Source organism: Cellulomonas hominis (assembly GCF_014201095.1).
Taxonomy (GTDB): domain Bacteria; phylum Actinomycetota; class Actinomycetes; order Actinomycetales; family Cellulomonadaceae; genus Cellulomonas; species Cellulomonas hominis.
The window spans coordinates 1,685,597-1,707,406 of record NZ_JACHDN010000001.1 but is presented as its reverse complement, the minus strand read 5'-3'; the positions used below and the strand labels follow the sequence as shown (position 1 = coordinate 1,707,406).

Genomic DNA, 21,810 nt, shown 5'->3' with positions numbered 1-21,810 from the left:
CAGCCCATGCAGGGTGAACGCTCCATGCATACGGGCACGGACAGCCCCTGCCCGTGAACATGCCTGTTATCGCCGTCTTCGCGGCCGCCACCGCAGCGATCGCCGCGACGACGTAGTTCGCTGGGCGGGCCACTCGCCGACCCATCATCGTCACGGTGACTGACCCCGAGTCTCGCCGCTCTCCGTGGTGATCAAGGACGTGAGGAGGGAAGTCGAGGGATCCTGCATGGAAGTAGTTCTGGAACACGGTTGAAGGACAAGGCAGGCGAGCAGCCGCCGAGCGACGGTCAGGAGCACCACGCGTGAGCGGTGCATCAGGGAAGGGAGCCTGGCCCGCTTCTCCGGACACCTGGTCTGAGGCGATGATCGTCTCGGAGAGGAGTCCTGGATGCCTGCAGCCAAGCCGCCGGAGTTCCGGCGTCGAGCAGTGGATCTGGCCCGCTCGGGTCGGCAGCCGGTCGCGAAGGTCGCGTCCGATCTCGGGATCAGCGAGTCGTGTCTGCGCCGGTGGATGGCCCAGGACGACGTCGATGCCGGTCGCCGTGAGGGCGTGAGCTCCGACGAGCGCCGCGAGCTGGTCGAGCTGCGGCGCCGCAACCGGGTGCTGGAGATGGAGGTCGAGATCCTCAAGCGGGCCTCGGCGTACTTCGCCCGGGAGAACGTCCTCCCAAAATGAGCGCCCGGCTGGTCCAAGAGCTGGCCGCTGACGGGGTGCCCGTCGCGGCGACCTGCCGGGTCCTCGGGATCTCCCGCTCCGGGCTCTACGACGCCATGAACCGACCGCCGAGCACCCGCGCGATCGCCGACCAGGCGCTGACCGCGACGATCACGGCGATCCATCACGGCTCGCGGGCGACCTACGGCGCCCCGCGAGTCCATGCCGAGCTGCGTCTCGGGCTCGGGGTCGCCTGCGGACGCAAACGCGTCGCGAGGCTGATGCGCGCGGCCGGGTTGATAGGGGTCTGCCACCGGCGCAAACGCTGCGGGCAACGACCGCTGCCAGCACCGCACGACGACCTCGTCCAGCGGCGGTTCACCGCCAACGGCCCGGACCGATTGTGGTGCACCGACATCACCGAGCACCCCACGGGCACCGGGAAGGTCTACTGCGCCGCGGTCCTGGACGTGTTCACCCGCAAGATCGTCGGGTGGTCCATCGCGGACCACATGCGCTCGGAGCTGGTCGTCGACGCCCTGCAGATGGCGATCTGGCGGCGCCACCCCGCACCAGGTGCGATCGTGCACGCGGACCGCGGAAGCCAGTACACGTCGTGGATCTTCGGGCACCGGCTGCGCGAGGCCGGCCTGCTCGGCTCGATGGGCCGAGTCGCGTCCTCGGTCGACAACACCATGATGGAGAGCTTCTGGTCGAGCATGCAGCGCGAGCTGCTCGACCGCCACGCCTGGTCCTCCCGCGAGGAGCTCGCCTCGGCGATCTTCGAGTGGATCGAGGGCTTCTACAACCCCGTCCGACGCCACTCCGGCCTCGGCTACCGGTCCCCGAACGACTTCGAGGACCTACACACCGCCGCCACCGCGGCGGCATGATCACCACACCGCAACTGTCCGGGAAACCGGGTCAGGCTCCAAGTCAAGCAAGGGCTGGCATCGCTTATGGGCAGCGCCGGCTGTCTTCTCGCACCAGTAGAGGCGAGCGAATCACGATCGTTGTCAGGCAACGCTCTCCGGGAGCAGCGCGCCGGCAGAGCGTCGGGCCGGTGGGTCGTCGTCTCACCGCGACCAACACGCAGCCCCACGCATCAGGTCCGGGCCGGGACACGCCGACAGCACCGACAAGGCCAGGGTCACCGCCGTCGAGCCGATATGCCGGTCATTGCGCTGACGACGTCGTCGGCCGACGACGACATCGCGCGGGCGTACGCCTCGCACCTGAGCGTTTAGGCCACCAAGCCCCTGAACTGGGACGATCTGTGTCCGGCGGTCAGGTGCATCGGAGATACGTCGACGGTCGCACGCCCTGCCGAACCGACTCACGAGTAGCGGCGCCATGGCACCGTCGAGCCAGCGCGCAAACCTCAGAAACCGAACTCGATGCCCGCCCGGTGAACTCGCTGACCGCTGAGCTTCTGATACAGCGCCATGCACTTTGCGTCGCTCAGGCTGCAGATGTAGTCGACGATGGCCCGGTTCGGCTCCCCGCGGGGCGCAGGCTCCATGAAGTCGTCGCCAGGCTCACGCTGTGCGAGATGGGCGTAGTACTCCTGTTCGTACTTGGCCCCTCCCTGCGTGGTCGCGAGCTTGATCTCCGCTGCGAGGCGCGGGGGCAGTCGAGACGGGTCATTCTGCGTCCACGAGTGCAACATGTCCACGAGGCCACCCAGCACGTGCTCCTGCCCGCGTTGCAGCAGGGCGAGTTCGGCGCCGTCGATCACGTAGCGCTTGGTGATCTCCTTGAGCACCTGCACCTGATGCCACTGCGGCCGGCTCAGCCCGATGTGAGGGCCGTTGACCCACAAGGGCGTGGCCGAGATGACCACGCTCGAGATAAAGCGGCCGATCAAGTCCGAGACACCGCTTCGAGCGAGCGCCTCGCGCAGATCGACGGCGGAGCGGGCACGGTCTGACAAGTAGCCCGCCAGGACGCTCTCGACCTCGACCAGCGCCTCAATGAACAACGCAGAATCTGCTGCCGTGTCCTGGGCGTCAGCAAGCCCGGCTACTACCGCTACCGCAACCGTGCCACGTCCCAGACCCAGCTACGCCGCCAGTGGCTCACGGGCCTCATCCGGGAGGTCCATGTCGCCTCGCGCGGCACCTACGGCTACCGGCGCGTGCACGCCGAACTGACCATGGCGATGGATGTGACGGTCTCCTCCCGACTGGTGTTCGCCCTGATGCACGATGCCGGGATCTACGGGCTGCCGGGCCCCGCCAGGGTCAAACGGCTGCGCGGTGTCGTCACGGCCGGTGACCTGGTCAACCGCAAGTTCCACCGGGTTCGACCGAACGAGCTGTGGGTCACCGACATCACCGAGCACGCCACCCGCGAGGGCAAGCTCTACTGCTGCTGCGTGCTGGACGCCTTCAGCCGCAAGATCATCGGCTGGTCGATCGACTCCACCCAGGACACCCGTCTGGTCATCAACGCCCTCGACATGGCGATCAGCAACCGCGACCCGGCCCCGGGAGGGATCGTGCATGCCGATCACGGGGCCCAGTTCACGTCGTGGGCGTTCGGCGACCGCATCCGCCGTGCTGGGCTCATGCCCTCGTTCGGGTCCGTCGGTGACGGTCTGGACAACGCGATGATGGAGTCGTTCTGGTCCTCGATGCAGATCGAGCTGCTCAACCGGCAACGCTGGAACACCCGAGTCGAGCTCGCGAACGCGATCTTCGAGTACATCGAGATCTTCCATAACCGTCGCCGCCGACACTCGAGCCTGGGCTACCTCAGCCCGATCGAGTTCGAGCTACGCTCCGAACTGCCACCCATCCCGGCCTGACCACCACACGCACCGTGGTAACCAAGCCGTAGGGCAGGTCACGCTGTCACCTCCTCGTGCAGCAGACCCCACCGCGAGCAACTCGCGTCCTCGGCAGGGCGCCAAGGGCGTCGGACCGCGGCGGCGCGTGGTGGATTGCCCGCGCCTCGCCGCAGGCGTTCAGTCGCAGAGACTCGGCCCGGAACCTGCGGCCGGTGGGGACCGCATCGTGGAACGCGGATCGACCACAACTGTGATGGACGCAGGCTCCTGAACCGGCGAAGGCCGGCGTTCGGCGTCCCGGCGCCTGGCGTCCAGAACTGTCTCCGCCGCTCGATCAGCGTCGGTTCGCTCGGACGTCCCGCCGATTGCCCATGCCATGACCGAGGCGGGCAGGAAGAGCGCAGCCTCGAGCACGATGAAGCCCAGCACGGTGAGCCGATCCAGGCGCAAAGCGCGGCTCTGGATGCTGTCGACCACAGCCATCGCTGAGACCGAGATCAGCACGATCCCGACGAGTACCAACCGGACCTCGAGGCGCCGGTCTGGATGGTCAGCGCGAATCCGACCCACAGGCTCGCTCCCGTCCGGTACCGCGCGATGGCGTCCCCGTCCTCCAGCCGGAAAGACACGCACGCGGCGCCGTACACGAGCAGCACCATCACCCACACGACGGGTGCCGCTGCGGCGAGCGTGTCGGTCAGTCTGCCGTCCAGCCAGCGCGCGAACGTGTGCGCCTCGATTGCGCGCAACCACGCCGCGATCTCGTCTAGCGGCGTCGTGCCGAGGTTGAGGGCGATCGCGGTGGCGATCGCGAGCAGCGACGTGACCACGCCGTAGACCCCGTCCAGGAGCCGACGATCGTTGATGATGCCGATGACGTCAGGCACGGATGGCCGAGGGAGAGCTCGCAGCTTCGGCCCCGCTGCCGATCGAGTCGTGCGCGTCGCTGCTGGTCACGACCTCCACGATCGGCAAGTGCTGTCCTTCCGTGCGCGCTCGGCGACGACGGTCAGATCCCTGGGCCTGGACGTGGATCTCGCTCTCCTATTCCGCACCCGTGGGGTTCGGAACGCTGGCATCCTCGGGGCATGACCGACCTCGCCGCCTGGCACCACGCGATCCGGTCCGCGTTCGAAAGCGACGGCCGTCCCGTCGTGGGGTCGCCGAGCGTCTCGGCCCCTGAGGGGGCCGGCGTCGTGGTCGTCCCGCTCGACGAGGACGCCACTGCGACGGCCATCCAGGTGGTCACCGCCCTCGACCCGCGCGTCGTGATCCTCGAGGTGCCCGACGACGAGGCGGAGGAGTTCGGTGCCCACCTCGCCGGTGCATCGTGGGTCCAGCTGCTGTTCGTCACCACCGACGCGCTCGCACGGTTCGAGGACACCGACGCCGATGACACGAGAGCGGAGTTCACAGAGGACGACCGGGCAGTAGTCGTCGCGGCTGTCGAGGACCTCGTGCGCGAGACACCGCTGTCCTCGCACGGAGGGCTGCGCGAGGCGCGTGCTCTCCTCCTCGGGTACCTCGGAGAGCGTCAGCCGCAGGTCGCCGCCGTGTTGTCGGAGGCGGGGTTTGTCACCGGTGAATTCGCCTCGATGCTGCATGACGGGTTACGAGACAGCCACGCGATGCTCCTACGTTCCGATGTGGCCGACCTTGCCGGGCGGATCCTCGCCGAGGAGGACCTGACGCCGGCAATGTCGCGGACGTTGATCCGGGATCGCGTCTACACCCGTCTGAAGCGGCAGGACCCCACGTGCGTGACGAAGTCCGCGGTCGAAGGTGTCGTGTTCGAGGTCGCAAGCCTGCTCTCGGAGGTGGTTCCCGGTGCGACTGCTGCGGCACGAGGTGTGCGCGTGAACCCCGAGCAAGGCGCGCTGCTCGACATCTGAGGGGGCGCTGGTACCTTCGCGCGGTCCGTTGACCCGTCACCGCGGCCGCGATGATCCTGTCGGGTGAGGTGCTCCGGACGATTGCCGGGGCGAACCCCGCGCTCGACCATTTGACGACGACGTCGTGGGATCTCTTGGACGGGGTGGTGCTCCGGCTTCACGCAGCGGAGGCTGGCACGCGTGTGTGACGCGTGTGCCTCACCCGGCGTGCGGCCGCCGAGCGCGCGTCGTGCGGCCGGCCGCGAGGCAGGTCAGGTCGTCGCGTTCAGGTAACCACGGACACGCTTGCGCCACGCCCGGATCCGGACGAGCTCTTCCTCGAGCTCGTCGGGCTCAGGAGCCTGGTACTGCGTCTCGGGTGCCTTGTCGTGCCGCCGACCCCACCGCGAGGTGGCGCCGTACCCGGTCTGCAGATCGACGTCGTCCGCGGCGGTGATCCGCGCGAGCACGCGAAACATGCGGACCCGGACCTCGGACGACCCGCGGTCGAACACCTCGTTGAGGATGTCGGTGACGATGCAGCGTTCCCAGGTCTCGGAGAGGAAGCCCGACCAGCTCGCGACCTGCTCTTCCCACAGGCTCTGCTCGAGGTCGGGGCGTGCCTTCCTCATCGCGGCCAGTCGAGTCTCGAGGAGGTTCGTGCGTTGGCCGAAGTCCTTCGCGTTCCACGGGAACGACGTCAAGCACACTCCCGGGTCGCTGCCGCGACGCTCGACGGCCCTGCTGGTGAGCGTGACGTCCTCGCGGGCGCACGCGGCGGAGAGGCTGGTCACGAACGCCACGTCGTGCGTGAAGACCACGACCTGACGGTTCTTCGCGAACTCGACCAGGCGTTCGGCGACCTTGGTCCGACGCCCGTGGTCGAGCGAGGTCACGGGGTCGTCCAGGATGATCGCCGACCGCGAGTCGTCGAAGACCGCCTCGGTGAAGAAGCCTGCGAGTCCGAGCGCCGTCTGCTCGCCCTCGCTCAGCACGGCGCTCGGTGTCGACCCCGCGCTCGCTCCCTGGAGCGCGAACTTCTGGCTGATCTGGCCCTTGGTGACCTTCACCTTCTGCCACGCCACACGGTCGAGCCGCAGGTTCACCGCCTCAGCGTGGAACTGGCGCTGGACCTGGTCGGCGGCGAACGTCTCCGCCAGCTCGGCCGCCTTCTTGCTGATCGCCGTGGTGTCCGCGCTCGACCGGGCGCCCGTGAGCGCGGAGAGGCGAGCGAGCCGTGCCACCTCGGCGTGCACTCGCGGTGCGGCCTCGGCGAGCTGGGAAGCAGCCTCGAGCTCGTGCCGGAGCCGAGATGCCGACGCGAGAGCAACCGCGAACGCGGCCGGGTCCAGCGACTCCGCCTGCTCGGAGAGCTGGGTCGCGAGCGCGGAGAGCCGCGCCGGAAGGTCGCCGGTCGTCGGTGGAGCCGGTGCGGCCGCAGCATCGGTGGTCGCCAGGTGGGCGGAGATCGCGTCGCGGTGCGCCTGCATCGCGTCGATCAGCGTGGCGGCCTGCGCGCTCAGTGCCGCATCGTGAGCGGCGAGCGCTGTCAGTGCCGCGGACTGAGCCGGCGTGGTGAACGCGAGGGCGCGCAGCTGCTCGACCGCCGTCGCGGCCGCGGTCTCCGCTGCGGCCGCGTCGCGCTCGGTCGTGTCGGTCATGTAGGCGTCGAACCGCCCCATGCGGGTACGTGCCTCGGCGGACAGCACCTGCTGGCACAGCACGCAGCGACTGTCGTCCTCGAGCGCCGGGAACGGATGCTCGTGGTCGACCTCCGCCGTCGAGTACGAGCGGGCGGTCTCCCACAAGGTGCGCCAGGTCTCGGAGCCGACCCCCGGGAGCGGGAGGTCGTCGAAGGACGCCCCTGCTGCGACCGCTGCCGTGGTGCGAGCAGTCCGCGCCTTGTCACGGAGTGCGACCCGGGTCAGGGTTCGCTCGACGGAGAGGACCTCGACGAGGGCCGCCAGGTCGGTGGCGAGTCGTGAGACGTGCCTCGCCAGGTCCCGCAGACGCTCCTGCTCCTTCGTGGGATCGGTCGATCGCAGCCGCGCTTCCTCGGTGATCGCGTCGGCGCGCCGCTGGTCGTGACCGGTCGGGAGCGTCGTCGCCGTCGTGATCTCGGCAGCGGAGGTGCTCGCGCGCAGCCCGCCGGTGAACGTCGCGGCCGGGGTTCCGGGCGCGAGGTCCAAGTCGAGCGCCGCCGCCTCGGTCGTGCTGATCCGGGTGGCGAGCTCCGCGCGAACCTGGTCGCAGACCCGGATGAGCGTGTCAATGACCGTCAGCGCCGACGGTCGGTACGACACGGAGGACTCCCGGGTCAGATAGGTGTCGCCGCAGTGCTCGTCGTAGAAGCGCATCTTCTCGAGCTCCGGCACGGTGTCGCCGGGGAACGCGAACGCACGCTCCTGACCTGCCACGTTGAACCGAAGTGTGCACGAGGGAGGAGTCGTCGTGGGAGTGAACACATTCGGCAGGATCGTCGGTCGGTGCCGTGCGCTGACGAGGGCCTTGACGAGCCGCGCGTACCCGGACTTGCCGCTGCCGTTGTCGCCGTAGACGACGGTGAGGCCCTTCATGCCGAAGTCGAGGGTCTGACCTTCGACGAGGGCGTTGACGCCCGACGTCTCCGAGATCGACGAGAGCCAGACCTGCTGGGGGGTCGCGGGGCGCAGCTCTATGGCCTTGGCCTCGTTCGTCGGAGCGGCGGCCGTGCCGGCGACGATCGTGTCGGCGAGCTCCACGACACCCTGCTCGTCGAGCTGCTCACCCTTGCTGGCCGCCACGAGGACGTCCTGCTGCCATCCGGGACGTGTGAGCGCCCACTCGACGATGCTCGCTTCGATGGACATGGTGCTCGCTCCTGCTCGGACGGGTCCGGACGCTCGCGCGGTGGGGACCTAGCGCACTCGCGAGACCGGGTGTGCCAGGACCCGCTTGCCGACCCGGCGCCACGGGTGCGGAAGGAGCATCTGCTGGTACAGGTCGGCGCTGACTCCGCGGTAGTCGTAGGTCCCTCCGCTGCGGAACTGCACGCGCATGGTCCGCGACGGCGGGTCGTACGCGACGGCCGCCACGTTCTCCGAGACGATCGCGATGAGCGGAGGCATCCGGTCAGGCCCCCTTCTGATCGAGTGGTCCGCTCACCGTGGCACGTCGCGGGTGCGGGGATGTCCGCTTTAGTGGTTCGTCCCGCACAAACACCCGTTCGGGTGAACTCGGGGCGGAAGGAACCGACGCACGCGCAGGTCAGAGGGGTCGGCCGCTCGGTCGCGCCAGGCCGCTCGCGTACGCCGCGATCACCAGGCGGGGGTCCGCTGCATGGGTAGGTGACACCCGATTTGCGTTGCCGAGAGTCACCTGGCTTCGTCGGTGACGCTCGTCCAGCCAGGGCACGGGCGAGCGTCGGCACGTGCGTTTCCTTGCAGCGCACGTCCAGGTATGTCACGCTTTCATCGGTAGGAGACGTGCGCCCAGACGGAGCCCCGGCATCGAAGGTGTCGGGGCTTTTCGCTGTCCTGGTGCGAAGCCGCGCCAAGCGGTGCCGAGCGTCGTGTTGCGATGTCACGTAGATAGAGTGACGAGATGCGAGTTCACGAGCTGGCGTGGGCGCTGGGCATCTCGTCCCGTGATCTCGTCGCGCGACTGCGCGCCGAGGGCGAATGGGTCAGCTCGCACCTGAGTTCTGTTCCCGCACCCGTCGTCCGTCGTTACCGGCCGCAGGCGGCTCTTGCAGATCGCGCTCGAGACGTCACCGCCCCGCCCACCGCACCCGCCACACGCGTTGTGGCGACGGAGCCGACCGCTCGCGCTGCACCGACGGAGTGGAGGCGTGGCCCGCACCGACGTGGTCCACGACCTCAGACGTTGCGCGAGTACCGCCGGTATGGCGATGAGTACGACGACATCTACGACACTCTGCGCTACCAGGACCGGCTCACTACGAGGGACGTAGCCGATCTTCTGGGTGTGACCGCCGCGACTGTCAGACAGTGGGTGCGTCGCGGGTATCTAGCCCCGGTCGCCAAGCAGGGGCCGTCTCACGTGTTCGCCGCAGTAGATGTCCGACGAGCCCACCAGCTGATCAGCGAACGGCACCGCGGGACGGGCATCCCGTCTCCTGACCCCTGGCACGCCCGAACCTTGCGCCCCATCGACCAAGTCCCGGGCCGATACCACGACAACCTCGTCACGACGCCGGACGCCGCGGTGCTCGCCGATGTAAGCCCGGCAACCATTCGCTCCTGGATCCACCGAGGGCACCTCACCCCGATCCGCATCGAAGGCAACTCACGCGTGCTGCTGCGCGTCGGGGACCTGATGCGCGTCGCGCGAGAGCGGCGACTCCCGCGCCGGCGGCCCCAAGCGTGGGTGCGAACGCCCACGTAGCAACACCCCTGTGAGTACGAGGGGAGGTCTCCCTTGCGACCTCCCTAGGCGGGGCCCTGCCCGCAGCCCTCCAAACCCAACCCCTTATCCCGTGAACCAAGCCCGCCTCGTGCGGGCTTTTTTCATGCCCGCAGGCAGGAGCTCACATGAACTTGACCAAGGTCGTCGGGGCGTGCAGTCTCGGCGCAGTAGCAACGTTCCACCCGGTGCTCGCGTTCGTCGTTCTCGGCGCGATAGTGACCGCAGCGTTCATGTTCACTTTGATGCTGAAATGGTTCGCCCGGCAGCCGCACCCGGTCCGCAAGGACGTCATCGCGTTGATCCAGGCGATGCGGGCGCGCCACTGAAGACGCCCTGCCCTGCTAGCCGAGCGCTGGCAGGGCAGGGTGCGTCCGGTGCGCCCTGACGCCGACACTGGCCGCTATCCCTCGACGGCGAGGTAGGTGAACGGGGGCAGAAGTAGGTGTGGGTCGAGGCGGGCGTCGAGCGCTCGATTTGGCGTCGTCGACTCCGTCCGCTGCGACGAGAGCTTCCGGGCCCGTGTTCGCCGTCTGAGGCAGAACGGTGAACACCGGTTGGGCGCCGTCGGCCCGTCGAGCACAGATCGGGGGCCGGTTCTGGCCCAGGCGTGTGCGTCTAGCGGGATGATCGGACACACAGCCCTCACGCGCTGTCTGTCCCTGCACGATGAAGTGGAGCGAACATGACACAGATCTACCTCGCCGGAAAGATCGCGAAGAGCGACTGGCGGCACCACGTCTCAGCCGAACTGCGCGACGCGAGCACCGACCGGAGCTACTCGAACAGCGTCGGTGATCTCCCGGACCAGATCGGCACACGCTACGACGGTGTCACGTACGTCGGACCGTTCTTCGCTGGCTGCGATCATGGGTGTGCGCACGGTGGCGACACCCATGCACGTGCAGGAGGCTGCACGAACGGGCACAGCAGGCCGAGGACCGCAGCGGACTGCTTGGCGCAGATCGATCGTGCCGACGTCGTCTTCGCCTGGCTGGACGAACTGGAACCCAGCGAGCACTGCACCGCCTACGGAACTCTCGTAGAGGTCGGCTACGCCCTCGCCCGCGGTAAGCACGTCGTCGTCGGCGCGTCGCGAGCACCGCAGGAGCCAGGTGACTCGGGGATCGCCGCCCGAAGCCCGATCGACGACGTCTGGTTCGCGTGGACAGTCGCGAGCCAGCGCGTGATCGCTCGGTCTCCCCTGGCGGCTCTGGACGAGATCGCGGTAGGGGGTCGCGCGTGGCGGTGAGCCCGAGGGCTGCACCCCGGTGGGGCTGAACACTCAGCCGTCAGTTATCTCGCGCAGGTAACACCGCTAAGACTCCGACGATGACATCTGCGCACTAGTCCGACCGGGCGAAGCTGGCCGGTCAGGGGCACCAGCTACCGACCTTAGGTGTTTTACTGCGCACGGATAAATCGACCTCAATGCCCAAAGGCTCTCATGGATCCCGTGCTCAACCCGTACACACCGAACGCCGGCGCGCGCCCCGACGTCCTCGTGGGCCGTGACGACCAGCTCGCGGCGTTCGATGTGCTCCTCAAGCGGATCGCTCGTGGTCGCACTGAGCAGTCGATGATCATCACGGGCCTGCGAGGCGTCGGGAAGACCGTGCTCTTGGGGCAATTCCGCGAGGTCGCGCTGAAGCAAGACTGGAGCGTCATCGAGTACGAGGTCGTCAAGCACGACGACAAGGCTTTCCGCATGGATATCGCTGCTCGACTGCGGATGGCGTTGCTCGAGCTGGAGCCGAGGGCGAGGTGGTCGGAGCGGTTCAAGAAGGAGGCCGCGGCTCTCGCGTCGTTCACGGTGTCGGTCGACGCTGAGGGCACGTGGCAGGCGGGTTTGAACGTGGACGCGATTGAGGGCCTCGCTGATCACGGCGACCTCTCAATGGACCTCACCGATGTGCTCCTGACCCTCGGCGAAGCAGCCCAGGACAAGGGCAAGGGTGTCGTCCTGCTACTCGACGAGATCCAGTTCCTCAGCAAGGGGCAGTTGGAGTCCCTGATCGTCGCGCTCCACAAGGTCGTCCAGCGTGCCCTGCCGATCACGCTCGTTGGTGCGGGTCTGCCGCAGATCGCCGAGCTTGCCGGTGACGCGAAGTCGTACGCCGAGCGGCTGTTCAAGTTCCCCCAGATCGGGAACCTCGAGGAGCAGGACGCCAGGCGCGCCCTGAATGAGCCCGCCACCGCGGAGGACGTCAGCTACGACAGCGACGCGCTCGACCTCGCGTTCGAGCTGACGGGTGGTTACCCGTACTTCATTCAGGAGCTCGGGCACGCCGCGTGGGGAGTCGCCGGCTCAACGCCGATCACCCGCCGTGACATCGAGGACGCATCCGAGCTCTACGAAGCCAAGCTCGATGCGTCGTTCTTCCGAGTCCGACTTGACCGGGCGACCGAGCTGCAGAGTGCGTACCTGCGGGCGATGGCCCAGCTCGGGCCTGAACCGCAGAAGGCTGGAGAGGTCGCTGCGGTGCTGGAACGAGAGTCGACCCAGCTGGGCCCGACCCGTGCTGAACTCATCGACATGGGGCTGCTGTACACGCCTCAGCACGGGTACGCCGCGTTCACGGTGCCGCACTTCGACAAGTTCATGCTCCGGGCGATGCCAGACCTTGTGATCCCGCCTCTGAAGCGCAGGCCGCGGTCCGCGGCGGGGTCCTGAGTGTCGCGCGAGGCAAGTTAAGGTTCTTAGCAACTTTATCCACCGTGGATAAAGTTGCTAATCGCGCGAACGCTCACAGGACCGCCGCGCTCACCCCAGTGCGCTGTCCGCCAATCACTCAGTGAAGAGAGTCGTCGTGACCAAGCCTGCCGTCTTCATCGGATCGTCGACGGAAGCACTCGACGTAGCGCGGCACTTCCAGATCGCCCTCGAGGGCGTCTTCGAGTGCGAAGCGACCGTGTGGGATCAGGACGTGTTCACTCCCGGGCTGTACGCGATGGAAGCGTTGGTCGAGCAGGCTGAGTCGAGCGACTTCGCCGTGCTGCTCGTGACACCCGACGACCTTGTCGAGGCCAGGGGACAGATCACCCCCGCTCCGCGCGACAACGTGCTGTTCGAGACTGGCCTGTTCATGGGAGCGCTCGGAGTGCGTCGCGTCTTCCTGCTCTGCCCGAATGGGGTAGATCGACTGAAGCTCCCCAGCGACCTACTCGGACTCAATCGGCTGCCGAACTACACACTCCGGGACGACGCCAACGTCACCGCGGCTATGGCCAGGCCGGCCATGTCCGCGAAGAAGACCATGGCACGTCTCGGGCCCAGACCCGCGCGCGCGCCGATTCCAGTCGTCGCCAGCGCCCCTTCCGCCCTCGAGGCGCAGCCGTTCCCGCGTCACGGGCTAGACCAGATGTTCGCCGGCTCGCGCCCGGGGCGCTTCGCGCACGCGAACCAGAACCGTACGAGCGTGCACCTGCGCGCGGTCTGGCGCCCGACGTCCCCCACCGGGGTTCCCGGGCGACTCGCCGACCCGAGGGCATTCCCGGCGCTCACTCCGACTTCCCTGCTGGACGTTTGGCACGACTACTACGCCTCGAACGGCGGGGTAGGCGGAACCCAACCATCGTGGCTCGACGCAGTGGCAACGAACGACACGTGCTTCGTCGCTCACCAGGACCTCGCACGAGCGGTAGGCGCCGCCCCCGAGGCGTCCGTGCGTGCCGCGGTAGCACTGCTCGACGGGGAACCGTCGCTGCGGTTCGTCGCCGACGTCAGCCTGTCCGTCCCGGGCGCCCCGCTGCCCTTGCATCTGGTGCTGCGCAGCCTGGCGGCGCTTGCCCGACACGCGACCCGCGACCTGCCGCAGTGGCTCGCAAGAGACCTGCCGGGTCCGCTACCCGACGAGGGCGTCTTGGAGTTGCACGCGCAAGGGCGGGGTGCGATGCGCGGGGCTGGCACCCGCGACTCGCTGGAGGAGTACATCGATCTCAACCTGCTCGGCCAGCGCTCCAAGGTGAGTCCAATCGCGGTGTCTCAGGCCGTTCCGGTTGACTTGCTGGATGACCAAGCGATCAACAATGCGATCACTAGCGCGTTCGGCAACTCCACCACCAACTGGGGTTACTTCGAACCGCCCGCCGATCTGGTTTCCCTGCTGGCCGTGCTGATGTCGAACAGTCGACCCTGACGCTACCGTCAGACAATCGGGGGCGAACGACTAGCGCGACGACGGAGTCAGCGCTTCCGACGCCGCGCGGTGACGAACAAGTACGCCGCGTCACGGCGGGCGTTTCTGCGGGCGCCGATCCACGGGACGATCCCGGCGACAGCGCCGATCGCGGCGCCCGCGAATCCAGGCACACCGCCAGCGGCGCCGATGACGAGACCTGCCGTTCCAAGGGCAGCCGGAGTGATCGCGGAGTAGGCGCGCTCGGTGCGCAACTTGCGATCCAGGATCGCGGACGAGTGATCGAGCTCGTCAGTTAGTTCCTGGATGGCTTTGGCCTGTCCTGCCAGGTCGCTCGCGCTCTTGACTGCCAGCTGCACCCTCCCTCGCAGGTCGTGCACGGCCTCATCCTCGTTGAGAATCTTCACTAGGTCTTTCGATTCGAGGCTGCGCAGGACGGGAACATCTGCCCAGACGCCCGCAGAAGCGGGACCTGGCGTGAAGGTTGGGTTTCGTCGGCGCAGCAGCCGGGCTTCGAACGGCGAGGCCGCTACGTACTCGGCTCCGACGAGGTCGGCAACGACGAGCCGATCAGCGGTGCGCTGCACGTAGGCGCGAACGGCGTCGTCGATGGTCTGTGCGATCCACGGTTGGTAGTCGTGCTGAGGGTCGAAGTGTCCGAGCATCCGTGTCTGGAAGTGGCCGTCCTCGTCGACGCTGCCGGGCACGAAGTGCGCGTAGAGCCACATGTGTGGTTCGTGCTCGAAGTCGTCCTTTGCGTTCACGAACAGTGCTTCTCGCGCGGTCGGACCCTCGATGACGAGCTGGTCTCGGATGAAGTCCGTCAGCTCAGCGTTGGTGAGGTCGAGGCGGGCGGCTTCGTAGGCGGCGTCGCCTCCGGTGGCCAGTGCTGGGCCGGACGGCACCGATATGACGCGGCCAGTTCGAATCAGACCTTCGCGGCGCAGCTCGGTGCGGGCGAGGTGACGCAGGGCGGCGTTCGTGGTGCGGTGGGAAGCGGCCGCGAGGATCCTGTCGGGTGTGAGGACGTGGTCGGCGAGCAGGATCGTCCGACCGATGAAGGTGGCGGGGTCGAGTTCCTCGTTCCACAGAAGCGTCGCGGGGGTCAAAGCGAGGGTTCCCACGGTCTGCCAGGCGAGTAGCGCCGCTTGTGCGACGCCCTCACGCAGTTCTAGCTGGACTTCGTCTGTGTTGTCGGGCAGGCGAGACAGTCGGTGCAGCAGGTCGACGCGCAGTCGCCCGAGGTCTCGGACCGACAAAGCGGGCTCTTCCGTCGGGAACGTCGCGATGGCGTGCTCGACGTAACTCAGGGGAGACGGCCGGGGCTCGGATGGCGCCGCGGGCATCGTGATCGGGGTGCCGGCTGGCATGGCGTTCGACAGGGCGCCTCTGGCGAGGCTCACCCGTGGGCTCAGGAAGATCGCGTCTTCGGGGTCGGGCGGCGTCGGATCGCCTGGCTGGGACTGCGGGGTCGCCCAACGCTTGTGGCACAGCCGGTACGTCTTGCCTGAACCGCACCAGCACGGTTCCTGACGTCCAAACGGAGCGAGTGGGTCCACACAGGCACGGTATCCGTCACGCCCGGGACAGGCAGTCAACTTCTGACGCAAGGTCGATCGAATTCCCGCGGACCGCGAGTACGCGGACGGGGGCATCTACGATCGGCACATCATCAAGACGGGGAGATGCCGATGTCACGACTCGCAACCCTGATCGACCAAGCAGCCGATGGATCGCGCTCGCTCTCCGACGTCATCCGTCAGGTCAAGATCCTTGCCGCCAGGATTGGTGACAACACGCTCGCCCGATGGGCGACCAACGAGCTCAACGGCTACGGACCCGATGAGGACCTTCCGGAGTACCGCGCTCGGCGGTCGCTGCCGGCTCGTGGCACCTGGTCTGGCCCGGGCGGCTTCAGCGTCCCTGGCCAGGTGTCACCCGCGGGCATCGCCGAGGACTTCCTCACGATGTTCACGGCAGAGTTTCGCGAGCCTGTCGCCGAGCTCGAACGGCTCAGCGCTGGCGACAGCGACCCCGTGCTCAGGTGGGAACCGCACCAGGTGAACGAGTACGACCGGCGCTCACGCAACGGAGAAGGCGGCGCTCGGATCGAGATGCTCGTGCTCTCGGAGGCGTGGCTCGTGGTGCCGCGCACGATGCTCACCGGAACGCTCGACAAGATCCGTACGCGAGTCCTGGATCTCGCGCTGGCCCTCGAAGATGTCGCGCCAGACGCCGGCGAACCAGGAGGGCCGACTGTCGAGGACCGCCAGCTCGGTTCCGTCGTCCAGAACTTCAACATCACCGTCAACGGCGACGGCGCGAACATCGCCACTGGCGATCGATCGCGGCAACGCTCCACCGTGAAGAAGAGCGACCTCGCTGACCTGGTTCGTGCCGCCCGCGAGCTTGGCCTGAGCACCGAGCACGCGACCGAGTTCGGTGCCGCCGTCGAAGCAGACGGCGGTGTCGCCGGGGAGCACACCAAGACGTTCGTCGAGCGTGTACGCGTCGGTGCGATCGCACTCGCTGGAGATGTGGCCGCGAACGTCGCGGCCACTGGACTCCTCGATCTCGTCGCCGGATTCACGGGCTAGCCGCCCAGCCTGTACACAAGCACACCTTCGGTCTGTACATGGCACCTGACCAGGCAAGACATACCGCCTGGTCGGAGAGTTGGCCGAACAAGCCACAGTGGGTGTGTTCGTCAGAACAGCCCGAGCAGCAGGTCACCCCCGGTCAGAGGTCCTCTGGCCGGGGGTTCGCCGCCTCCGGGCACGGCCCTCGCCGGAGCCGCGCCGTGAGCAGGAGCTGCAGCAGGCCGCGGCCGAACAGCACGGCGGGCGGGGAGTCGGCGTGCCCGTCGCACCACCGGGCGGGCGCCCCGTTGTCGACGGCGTCGGTCACGGCGTTGAGCTGGCCGCGGGCGGCGCAGGCGGTTGAGGGCGCGGCGCTGGGCTTCGGCGTCGGCAGCAGCCGTGGTCGTGCTCAGGAGCCGCGTGCGGACGAAGGCGCCTGCAACGGGGGAGTCTTCGGGTCGTGCGTGGCCGGAGCGGGGGGACCGGAGGCACGCGGGTGCGGCTCGATCGCCGATTCGTCCATGAAGTCCGTCCGAACACCCCTGCTGCCCGTCGTCCGCGTGGCGTTAGGTTCCCTCCGTGCTCGACGACGAGCGGGGCACGCGGGGACCGGGGGCGATCCGCGGAGGGGACCGGCGTCGTCCGAGCAGGCTCACCGGCCGAGCAGGCCGACCCGCACCACGACAGACAAGGCGATGACGATGAAGACATCCACGGACAAGGCGCGGGCCCGCGCGGCGGTCGGCGCCGTCGGCCTGGTGCTGGCGCTGGCCGCGTGCAGCTCCGGCCAGGAGCAGGGGGGCGGCGCGGCGCAGGCAGCCGGCGGCGGTTCCGACGGCGGCCCGATCGAGATCGTGTACCTGCAGAAGCAGGGCGACCAGCAGTACTTCGTCGACCAGGCCGACGGGGCCAAGGCGGCCGCGGCCGAGCTCGGTGACGTGACGGTGACGGTGGTCAACCTCGGGACCGACTCGAACAAGGCCATCTCCGAGCTCGACGCCGCGATCGCGCGCGGTGTGGACGGCATCATCATGGTCGCGCCCGACCAGGCGATCGGCCCGCAGGTCATCGAGAAGGCGGAGGCCGCCGGGATCCCGCTGCTGGCGTCGGACGACTCGCTGGAGGACGCGGACGGCGCACCGGCCCCGTTCGTGGGGTTCAACGGCACGGCGATGGGCAACTCGGTGGGTGAGAAGGCCGCGGAGCTCTACACCGACGCCGGCTGGGACGCCGGCGCGACCCGGATCATCGCCACCGGCAAGATGGACCTCTCGGTATGCGTGCAGCGCCTGGACGGCGCGACGGAGTCGTTCGGCGCCGCGGTGGACCCGATGCCCGAGGTCATCGAGCTGGGCAACGACAACTCGGCGACCGACGCGATGAACCGTGCCGGCGCGGTCATCACCGCGAACCAGGACGTCGACAACTGGGTCGTGGTGGGGTGCAACGACGAGACAGAGACCGGCGTGGTGACGGCCCTGCAGAACGCCGGCATCTCGCCGGACAACATCATCGGCGTCGGCCTCGGCGCGTACCTGACCTGCAAGGACTGGTCGGCGGGCCAGGAGACGGGCAACAAGGCCGCGCTGTTCATCTCCGGTCGCGACGTGGGCGCCGCCGCAGTGGACGCGATGGTGGCGCAGATCCGCGACGGCGTCGTGCTCCCGCCGGAGACCATCGCGGACACGCACATGGTCGACGCGTCCAACTGGGAGGCCGAGGGCGTCGTCTGCACGTGACCGGCCGGGGGGTGCGGGATCGTCGTCGGCGAGCCCGCACCCCACCGCGGCGCCACCTCGTACCCCCTCCGAGCGGACGGAACATCCATGACCACACTGACGACGGCCAGCGCGAGCCTCGCCGCGCGCGGCATCGCGAAGGGCTTCGCCGGGGTGCAGGCGCTCCAGGGCGTGGACCTGGACCTCCGCGCCGGGCACGTGACCGCGCTGATGGGGGAGAACGGCGCGGGCAAGTCCACGCTGCTGAAGATCCTCACCGGCGACTACCAGCCCGATGCCGGCACGATCGAGATCGGCGGTGAGCCCGTCGCGTTCTCCGGGCCGCTCGCCTCCCGCGCCGCCGGGGTGCGCGTGATCGCCCAGGAGCCGGAGATCGTGCCCTTCGTCAGCGTCGCCGAGAACATCTACCTCGGGGCCCTGCCCGGCCGGGCCGGGTTCGTCGACCAGCGGACGCTGCAGCAGCGCGCCACCGGCGACCTCGAGCGGTTCGGGCTGCTGCGCTACCTCGACCCGCGGCTGCGCGGCGACGCGCTGTCGCCTGCGCAGCGGCAGATGGTCGAGATCGTGCGCGCGCTGGTCGACGACCCCCGCGTCATCTGCTTCGACGAACCCACGTCCTCGCTGTCCGACGCCGAGACCGAGGTGCTGTTCCGCCTGATCGGCGAGCTGCGGGCGGCGGGGAAGGCGATCGCCTACGTGTCGCACCGCATGAACGAGATCTTCCAGATCGCCGACTCGGTGACCGTGCTGCGCGACGGTCGCCTGGTCGGCACCCGCGAGGTCGGCGACACGACCGTGGGGGAGATCGTGCGGATGATGGTGGGCCGCGACCTGTCCAGCATGTTCCACCGGACCCGGGTGACGCCCGGGGACGTGGCGCTCGAGCTGCGGCACGTCACCACCGACGACGTCGGCGACGTCTCGCTCACGCTGCGCCGGGGGGAGGTCGTCGCGCTGGCGGGCCTGGTGGGCGCGGGACGCAGCGAGCTGGCCCTCGCGATCGCCGGTGACCGGCCGGTGCGGTCCGGGCAGGTGCTGGTGCACGGGACGCGCCGGACCTTCCGGTCACCCGCCGACGCGATCGCCGCGGGCATCGGGCTGGCCCCCGAGGAGCGCAAGGCGGACGCGCTCGTGATGGTCCGCACGGTCCGGGACAACATCGCCCTGGCCGTCCTGGACCGCCTGAGCCGGTTCGGCTTCGTCCGGGCGCGTCAGGAGCGCGCGCTCGCGGAGCGTTACGTGCAGCAGCTCCGCGTGCGGACGCCGTCGCTCGAGCAGCGCGTCCAGAACCTGTCGGGCGGCAACCAGCAGAAGGTGGTGCTGGCCCGGTGGCTCGCGCGCCGCACCGACATCCTCGTGCTCGACGAGCCGACCCGCGGGGTCGACGTCGGCGCGAAGTCCGAGATCTACACGATCATCGACCAGCTCGTGGCCGAGGGTGCCGCGGTCCTGGTCGTCTCGTCCGAGCTGCCCGAGGTCCTCGGCCTGGCCGACCGCGTCGTCGTGATGCGCGACGGGCGGGTCGCCGGCGAGCTGACCCGCGAGGACGCCACCGAGGAGCGGATCCTCACCCTCGCCATCGCCGACCACACCGCCTCCGAGGAGCACACCCGATGAACGCCGCCCCCACGACCGCGCCCGCCGCGTCCTCCGCCGCCACCGCCCGGCCGGTCGCCCACCCGCTGCGTCGCGCGGTGCTGGCGATCGGCGTGCAGAACCTCTCGCTGATCCTCGCCATCGCGATCCTGGTGGCCGTCATCGGCTCGCAGAACTCCGCGTTCTTCCTGACCTCGAACCTCAAGACGATCGGCATGGCCGTCACCATCTCGGGCCTGCTGGCGCTGGTGCAGACGGTCGTGATCATCCTCGGCGGCATCGACCTGTCGGTCGGGTCCGTGGCCGGGTTGGCGTCGGTGACGTCGGCGATGCTCTTCACGACGACCGGCGGGGCCGCGGTCAGCATCGCCGGGGCGCTGGCCGTGGGCGCTGTGTGCGGTCTGCTCAACGCCTGCATCGTCGTGTTCGGGCGCGTCACGCCGATGATCGCCACGCTCGCGGGGCTCATCGCGTACAAGGGCGTCGCCCAGCTCGTGTCCGACGGGCGTGCCCAGGGGTACACCGGCGCCGACCCGGTGTTCATCTTCCTGGCCCGCGGCTCGCTGCTGGGCATCCCCACGCTGGTCTGGGTGCTGGCGCTCGTGGCCGTCGCGATCCACGTCATGCTGCGGTACTCGCGCTTCGGGCGGAACATCTACGCGGTGGGCGGGAACGACACCGCCGCCCGGCTCTCCGGCATCGACATCAACCGGTACATCCTCGGCGTGTTCGTCCTCGCCGGCGTGGTCGCCGCTCTCGCGGGCGTGCTCATCACCGCGCGCACCGGATCGGGCCAGCCGGTGTCCGGGTCCGAGGGGCTGGAGTTCCAGTCGATCACGGCGGCCGCGCTCGGCGGCGTCGCGCTCCGCGGCGGCAAGGGCTCGATCGGCGGGACGATCCTCGCGGTAATCCTGCTCGGCGTGCTGCTCAACGGCATGAGCCTGCTCGGGGTGAACGTCTTCTGGCAGAACGTCGCCCAGGGCACGCTGCTCGTGGCGGCCGTCGTCATCCAGCAGCTCCGGAACGGCGAGCGCCGGGTGGGCCTGCCCAAGTGACGCCGAGGCCGCCGGCCCGGCCCGAGCCCCGCGGGCCGGGCCGGGCCGTCTCACGTCGCGCGCCGGCGGAAGGCGCGGGGGGACTGGCCCTGGGTGCTCGCGAACTGCCGCGAGAAGTACAGAGGGTCGTCGTAGCCGCAGGCTCCGGCGACAGCCGTGACCGACAGGGTGGTGGTGTCGAGCAGCTCGCGGGCACGGGCCATCCGCAGGTCGGTCTGGTACCGCAGAGGCGACACCCCCACGTGCTCGCGGAAGAGCGTCCCGAACTGGGACGTCCCGAGCCCGACCATGGCGGCCAGGGCGGTGACGGACGTCCGCCGAGGGGTCGTCGCCCGCAGGTGCTCCACCGCGCGCTCCACCGGCCCGAGGGTCGGCCCCGGGGAGCGCCGGCCCGTGGCGATGATCTCGGTCAGCGCGTTCCAGGCGGTCCCGGTCGCCCGCGTGAGGCCGCCGGCTGTGCCGGTGTCCAGCTCGTCCAGGATCTGCGAGACGAGGCTCGCGACCGGCGCGGCGTCCCGCAGGTGCGTGACCGGGCCCCCGGCGGCGGCCCGGGCGGTGACGGCGAGCTCCGCCGCGTCGGATCCCGCGAAGTGGAACCACCACAGGGTCCACGGGTCCTCGTCGGAGGCCGCGTACTCGTGCTCGACGCCGGCGGGCAGCAGCACTGCGTCCCCGCGCTGGACCGGCTCCCGGCCGTCCGGGGTCCGGCACCACCCGGAGCCCTCCGTGCAGACCAGCAGGACGTGCTGCGCCGCACCCGCGGGACGGGCCCGGCCGTGCCGGGCCGCGTGGGGGAAGCACCCCGCGTCGGTGACCACGAGGCGGCCCGTGACCGGCCGCGCCAGTGCCGCGCGGGCGACGGGGCGGGCGACGACGAACATCCGCTGGCCGGCGAAGCCCTCGCGTCTCGAGTCCGCGGTGACGAGCGCTGGTTCATCCATACCCGGATCCAAGTGCCGGCGCGCTCGTGCGTCAAGGCGA

General features: G+C 69.2%; 18 protein-coding genes and 2 pseudogenes. 12 read left to right on the top strand and 8 right to left on the bottom strand.

Annotated features, from left to right (window positions below):
* The first annotated feature begins 388 nt into the window (after nucleotides 1–388).
* Nucleotides 389–1,548, top strand: a pseudogene (locus HNR08_RS08045) (IS3 family transposase).
* Nucleotides 1,549–2,036: 488 nt separating this feature from the next.
* Here the strand turns inward: HNR08_RS08045 and HNR08_RS08040 are convergent.
* Nucleotides 2,037–2,636: a hypothetical protein gene (locus HNR08_RS08040; RefSeq protein WP_146840915.1), complete on the bottom strand. Its 600-nt coding sequence runs from the start codon at nucleotides 2,634–2,636 to the stop codon at nucleotides 2,037–2,039.
* 9 nt (nucleotides 2,637–2,645) lie between these two features.
* Here HNR08_RS08040 and HNR08_RS08035 point away from each other — a divergent pair.
* Nucleotides 2,646–3,464: pseudogene (locus HNR08_RS08035) on the top strand (IS3 family transposase); the annotation flags it as partial.
* A 159-nt stretch (nucleotides 3,465–3,623) separates the two neighbouring features.
* Here HNR08_RS08035 and HNR08_RS08030 read toward each other — a convergent pair.
* On the bottom strand, nucleotides 3,624–3,950 hold the full coding sequence (locus tag HNR08_RS08030) for a hypothetical protein (RefSeq protein ID WP_146838894.1): 327 nt from the start codon (nucleotides 3,948–3,950) through the stop codon (nucleotides 3,624–3,626).
* Nucleotides 3,944–4,333: a hypothetical protein gene (locus tag HNR08_RS08025; protein ID WP_146838892.1), complete on the bottom strand. Its 390-nt coding sequence runs from the start codon at nucleotides 4,331–4,333 to the stop codon at nucleotides 3,944–3,946. The genes HNR08_RS08030 and HNR08_RS08025 overlap by 7 nt, the downstream gene beginning before the upstream one ends.
* A 201-nt stretch (nucleotides 4,334–4,534) precedes the next feature.
* On the opposite strand from HNR08_RS08025, the gene HNR08_RS08020 reads away from it, so the two are divergent.
* Nucleotides 4,535–5,338, top strand: coding sequence for a hypothetical protein (locus tag HNR08_RS08020; protein WP_146838890.1), 804 nt, complete (start codon nucleotides 4,535–4,537; stop codon nucleotides 5,336–5,338).
* A gap of 251 nt (nucleotides 5,339–5,589) precedes the next feature.
* On the opposite strand, the gene HNR08_RS08015 is transcribed toward HNR08_RS08020, so the two are convergent.
* Together HNR08_RS08015 and HNR08_RS08010 are read right to left on the bottom strand one after the other, a co-directional pair.
* Nucleotides 5,590–8,166, bottom strand: a complete 2,577-nt coding sequence (locus HNR08_RS08015) for an AAA family ATPase (RefSeq protein WP_146838888.1) — start codon at nucleotides 8,164–8,166, stop codon at nucleotides 5,590–5,592.
* A 48-nt stretch (nucleotides 8,167–8,214) separates the two neighbouring features.
* Nucleotides 8,215–8,424: a KTSC domain-containing protein gene (locus HNR08_RS08010; protein WP_146838886.1), complete on the bottom strand. Its 210-nt coding sequence runs from the start codon at nucleotides 8,422–8,424 to the stop codon at nucleotides 8,215–8,217.
* A 475-nt stretch (nucleotides 8,425–8,899) separates the two neighbouring features.
* Here HNR08_RS08010 and HNR08_RS22890 point away from each other — a divergent pair, with 475 nt between their 5' ends.
* The 5 genes from HNR08_RS22890 (at nucleotide 8,900) to HNR08_RS07985 (ending at nucleotide 13,860) form a co-directional block, all read left to right on the top strand.
* Nucleotides 8,900–9,703 (top strand): helix-turn-helix domain-containing protein, encoded by an 804-nt coding sequence (locus HNR08_RS22890; protein WP_146838884.1) that lies wholly within the window; start codon nucleotides 8,900–8,902, stop codon nucleotides 9,701–9,703.
* 146 nt (nucleotides 9,704–9,849) lie between these two features.
* Nucleotides 9,850–10,050 (top strand): hypothetical protein, encoded by a 201-nt coding sequence (locus tag HNR08_RS08000; RefSeq protein ID WP_146838882.1) that lies wholly within the window; start codon nucleotides 9,850–9,852, stop codon nucleotides 10,048–10,050.
* Nucleotides 10,051–10,406: 356 nt separating this feature from the next.
* Entirely contained in the window at nucleotides 10,407–10,973 is a 567-nt protein-coding gene (locus HNR08_RS07995; RefSeq protein ID WP_146838880.1) for a nucleoside 2-deoxyribosyltransferase domain-containing protein, read from the top strand.
* 195 nt (nucleotides 10,974–11,168) lie between these two features.
* Nucleotides 11,169–12,395, top strand: a complete 1,227-nt coding sequence (locus HNR08_RS07990; RefSeq protein WP_146838876.1) for an ATP-binding protein — start codon at nucleotides 11,169–11,171, stop codon at nucleotides 12,393–12,395.
* 136 nt (nucleotides 12,396–12,531) lie between these two features.
* Nucleotides 12,532–13,860, top strand: a complete 1,329-nt coding sequence (locus HNR08_RS07985; RefSeq protein WP_183834932.1) for a nucleotide-binding protein — start codon at nucleotides 12,532–12,534, stop codon at nucleotides 13,858–13,860.
* A 47-nt stretch (nucleotides 13,861–13,907) separates the two neighbouring features.
* On the opposite strand, the gene HNR08_RS07980 is transcribed toward HNR08_RS07985, so the two are convergent.
* Nucleotides 13,908–15,419: an SEC-C domain-containing protein gene (locus HNR08_RS07980; RefSeq protein ID WP_183834930.1), complete on the bottom strand. Its 1,512-nt coding sequence runs from the start codon at nucleotides 15,417–15,419 to the stop codon at nucleotides 13,908–13,910.
* 132 nt (nucleotides 15,420–15,551) lie between these two features.
* Here HNR08_RS07980 and HNR08_RS07975 point away from each other — a divergent pair, with 132 nt between their 5' ends.
* On the top strand, nucleotides 15,552–16,457 hold the full coding sequence (locus HNR08_RS07975; RefSeq protein ID WP_146838870.1) for an AbiTii domain-containing protein: 906 nt from the start codon (nucleotides 15,552–15,554) through the stop codon (nucleotides 16,455–16,457).
* 142 nt (nucleotides 16,458–16,599) lie between these two features.
* Here the strand turns inward: HNR08_RS07975 and HNR08_RS07970 are convergent, their stop codons facing one another.
* A complete protein-coding gene (locus tag HNR08_RS07970) occupies nucleotides 16,600–16,767 on the bottom strand; it encodes a hypothetical protein (protein ID WP_168431560.1) in 168 nt (55 codons plus the stop codon).
* A 373-nt stretch (nucleotides 16,768–17,140) separates the two neighbouring features.
* Between HNR08_RS07970 and HNR08_RS07965 the strand changes: the two genes are divergently transcribed.
* From HNR08_RS07965 to HNR08_RS07955, 3 genes are all read left to right on the top strand, one after another.
* The gene (locus tag HNR08_RS07965) at nucleotides 17,141–18,178 is read left to right on the top strand and encodes a substrate-binding domain-containing protein (RefSeq protein ID WP_146838868.1); all 1,038 of its coding nucleotides are present in this window, start codon (nucleotides 17,141–17,143) and stop codon (nucleotides 18,176–18,178) included.
* Nucleotides 18,179–18,265: 87 nt separating this feature from the next.
* Nucleotides 18,266–19,795 (top strand): sugar ABC transporter ATP-binding protein, encoded by a 1,530-nt coding sequence (locus tag HNR08_RS07960; RefSeq protein ID WP_146838866.1) that lies wholly within the window; start codon nucleotides 18,266–18,268, stop codon nucleotides 19,793–19,795.
* Complete coding sequence (locus HNR08_RS07955; RefSeq protein ID WP_146838864.1) at nucleotides 19,792–20,829, top strand: ABC transporter permease; 1,038 nt, start codon at nucleotides 19,792–19,794, stop codon at nucleotides 20,827–20,829. Before HNR08_RS07960 ends, HNR08_RS07955 begins: the two co-directional genes overlap by 4 nt.
* Nucleotides 20,830–20,879: 50 nt before the next feature.
* Here the strand turns inward: HNR08_RS07955 and HNR08_RS07950 are convergent, their stop codons facing one another.
* Complete coding sequence (locus HNR08_RS07950; protein ID WP_210737225.1) at nucleotides 20,880–21,770, bottom strand: AraC family transcriptional regulator; 891 nt, start codon at nucleotides 21,768–21,770, stop codon at nucleotides 20,880–20,882.
* Nucleotides 21,771–21,810 lie beyond the last annotated feature (40 nt).

Excerpts from the sequence above, each read along its gene's own strand:
- HNR08_RS07975 (WP_146838870.1), top strand. The coding sequence starts at position 15,552 with ATGTCACGACTCGCAACCCTGATCGACCAAGCAGCCGATGGATCGCGC.
- HNR08_RS07990 (WP_146838876.1), top strand. The coding sequence starts at position 11,169 with ATGGATCCCGTGCTCAACCCGTACACACCGAACGCCGGCGCGCGCCCC.
- HNR08_RS08015 (WP_146838888.1), bottom strand. The coding sequence starts at position 8,166 with ATGTCCATCGAAGCGAGCATCGTCGAGTGGGCGCTCACACGTCCCGGA.
- HNR08_RS07965 (WP_146838868.1), top strand. The coding sequence starts at position 17,141 with ATGAAGACATCCACGGACAAGGCGCGGGCCCGCGCGGCGGTCGGCGCC.
- HNR08_RS07950 (WP_210737225.1), bottom strand. The coding sequence starts at position 21,770 with ATGGATGAACCAGCGCTCGTCACCGCGGACTCGAGACGCGAGGGCTTC.
- HNR08_RS22890 (WP_146838884.1), top strand. The coding sequence starts at position 8,900 with ATGCGAGTTCACGAGCTGGCGTGGGCGCTGGGCATCTCGTCCCGTGAT.
- HNR08_RS08020 (WP_146838890.1), top strand. The coding sequence starts at position 4,535 with ATGACCGACCTCGCCGCCTGGCACCACGCGATCCGGTCCGCGTTCGAA.
- HNR08_RS08010 (WP_146838886.1), bottom strand. The coding sequence starts at position 8,424 with ATGCCTCCGCTCATCGCGATCGTCTCGGAGAACGTGGCGGCCGTCGCG.
- HNR08_RS07995 (WP_146838880.1), top strand. The coding sequence starts at position 10,407 with ATGACACAGATCTACCTCGCCGGAAAGATCGCGAAGAGCGACTGGCGG.
- HNR08_RS07960 (WP_146838866.1), top strand. The coding sequence starts at position 18,266 with ATGACCACACTGACGACGGCCAGCGCGAGCCTCGCCGCGCGCGGCATC.
- HNR08_RS07955 (WP_146838864.1), top strand. The coding sequence starts at position 19,792 with ATGAACGCCGCCCCCACGACCGCGCCCGCCGCGTCCTCCGCCGCCACC.
- HNR08_RS08000 (WP_146838882.1), top strand. The coding sequence starts at position 9,850 with ATGAACTTGACCAAGGTCGTCGGGGCGTGCAGTCTCGGCGCAGTAGCA.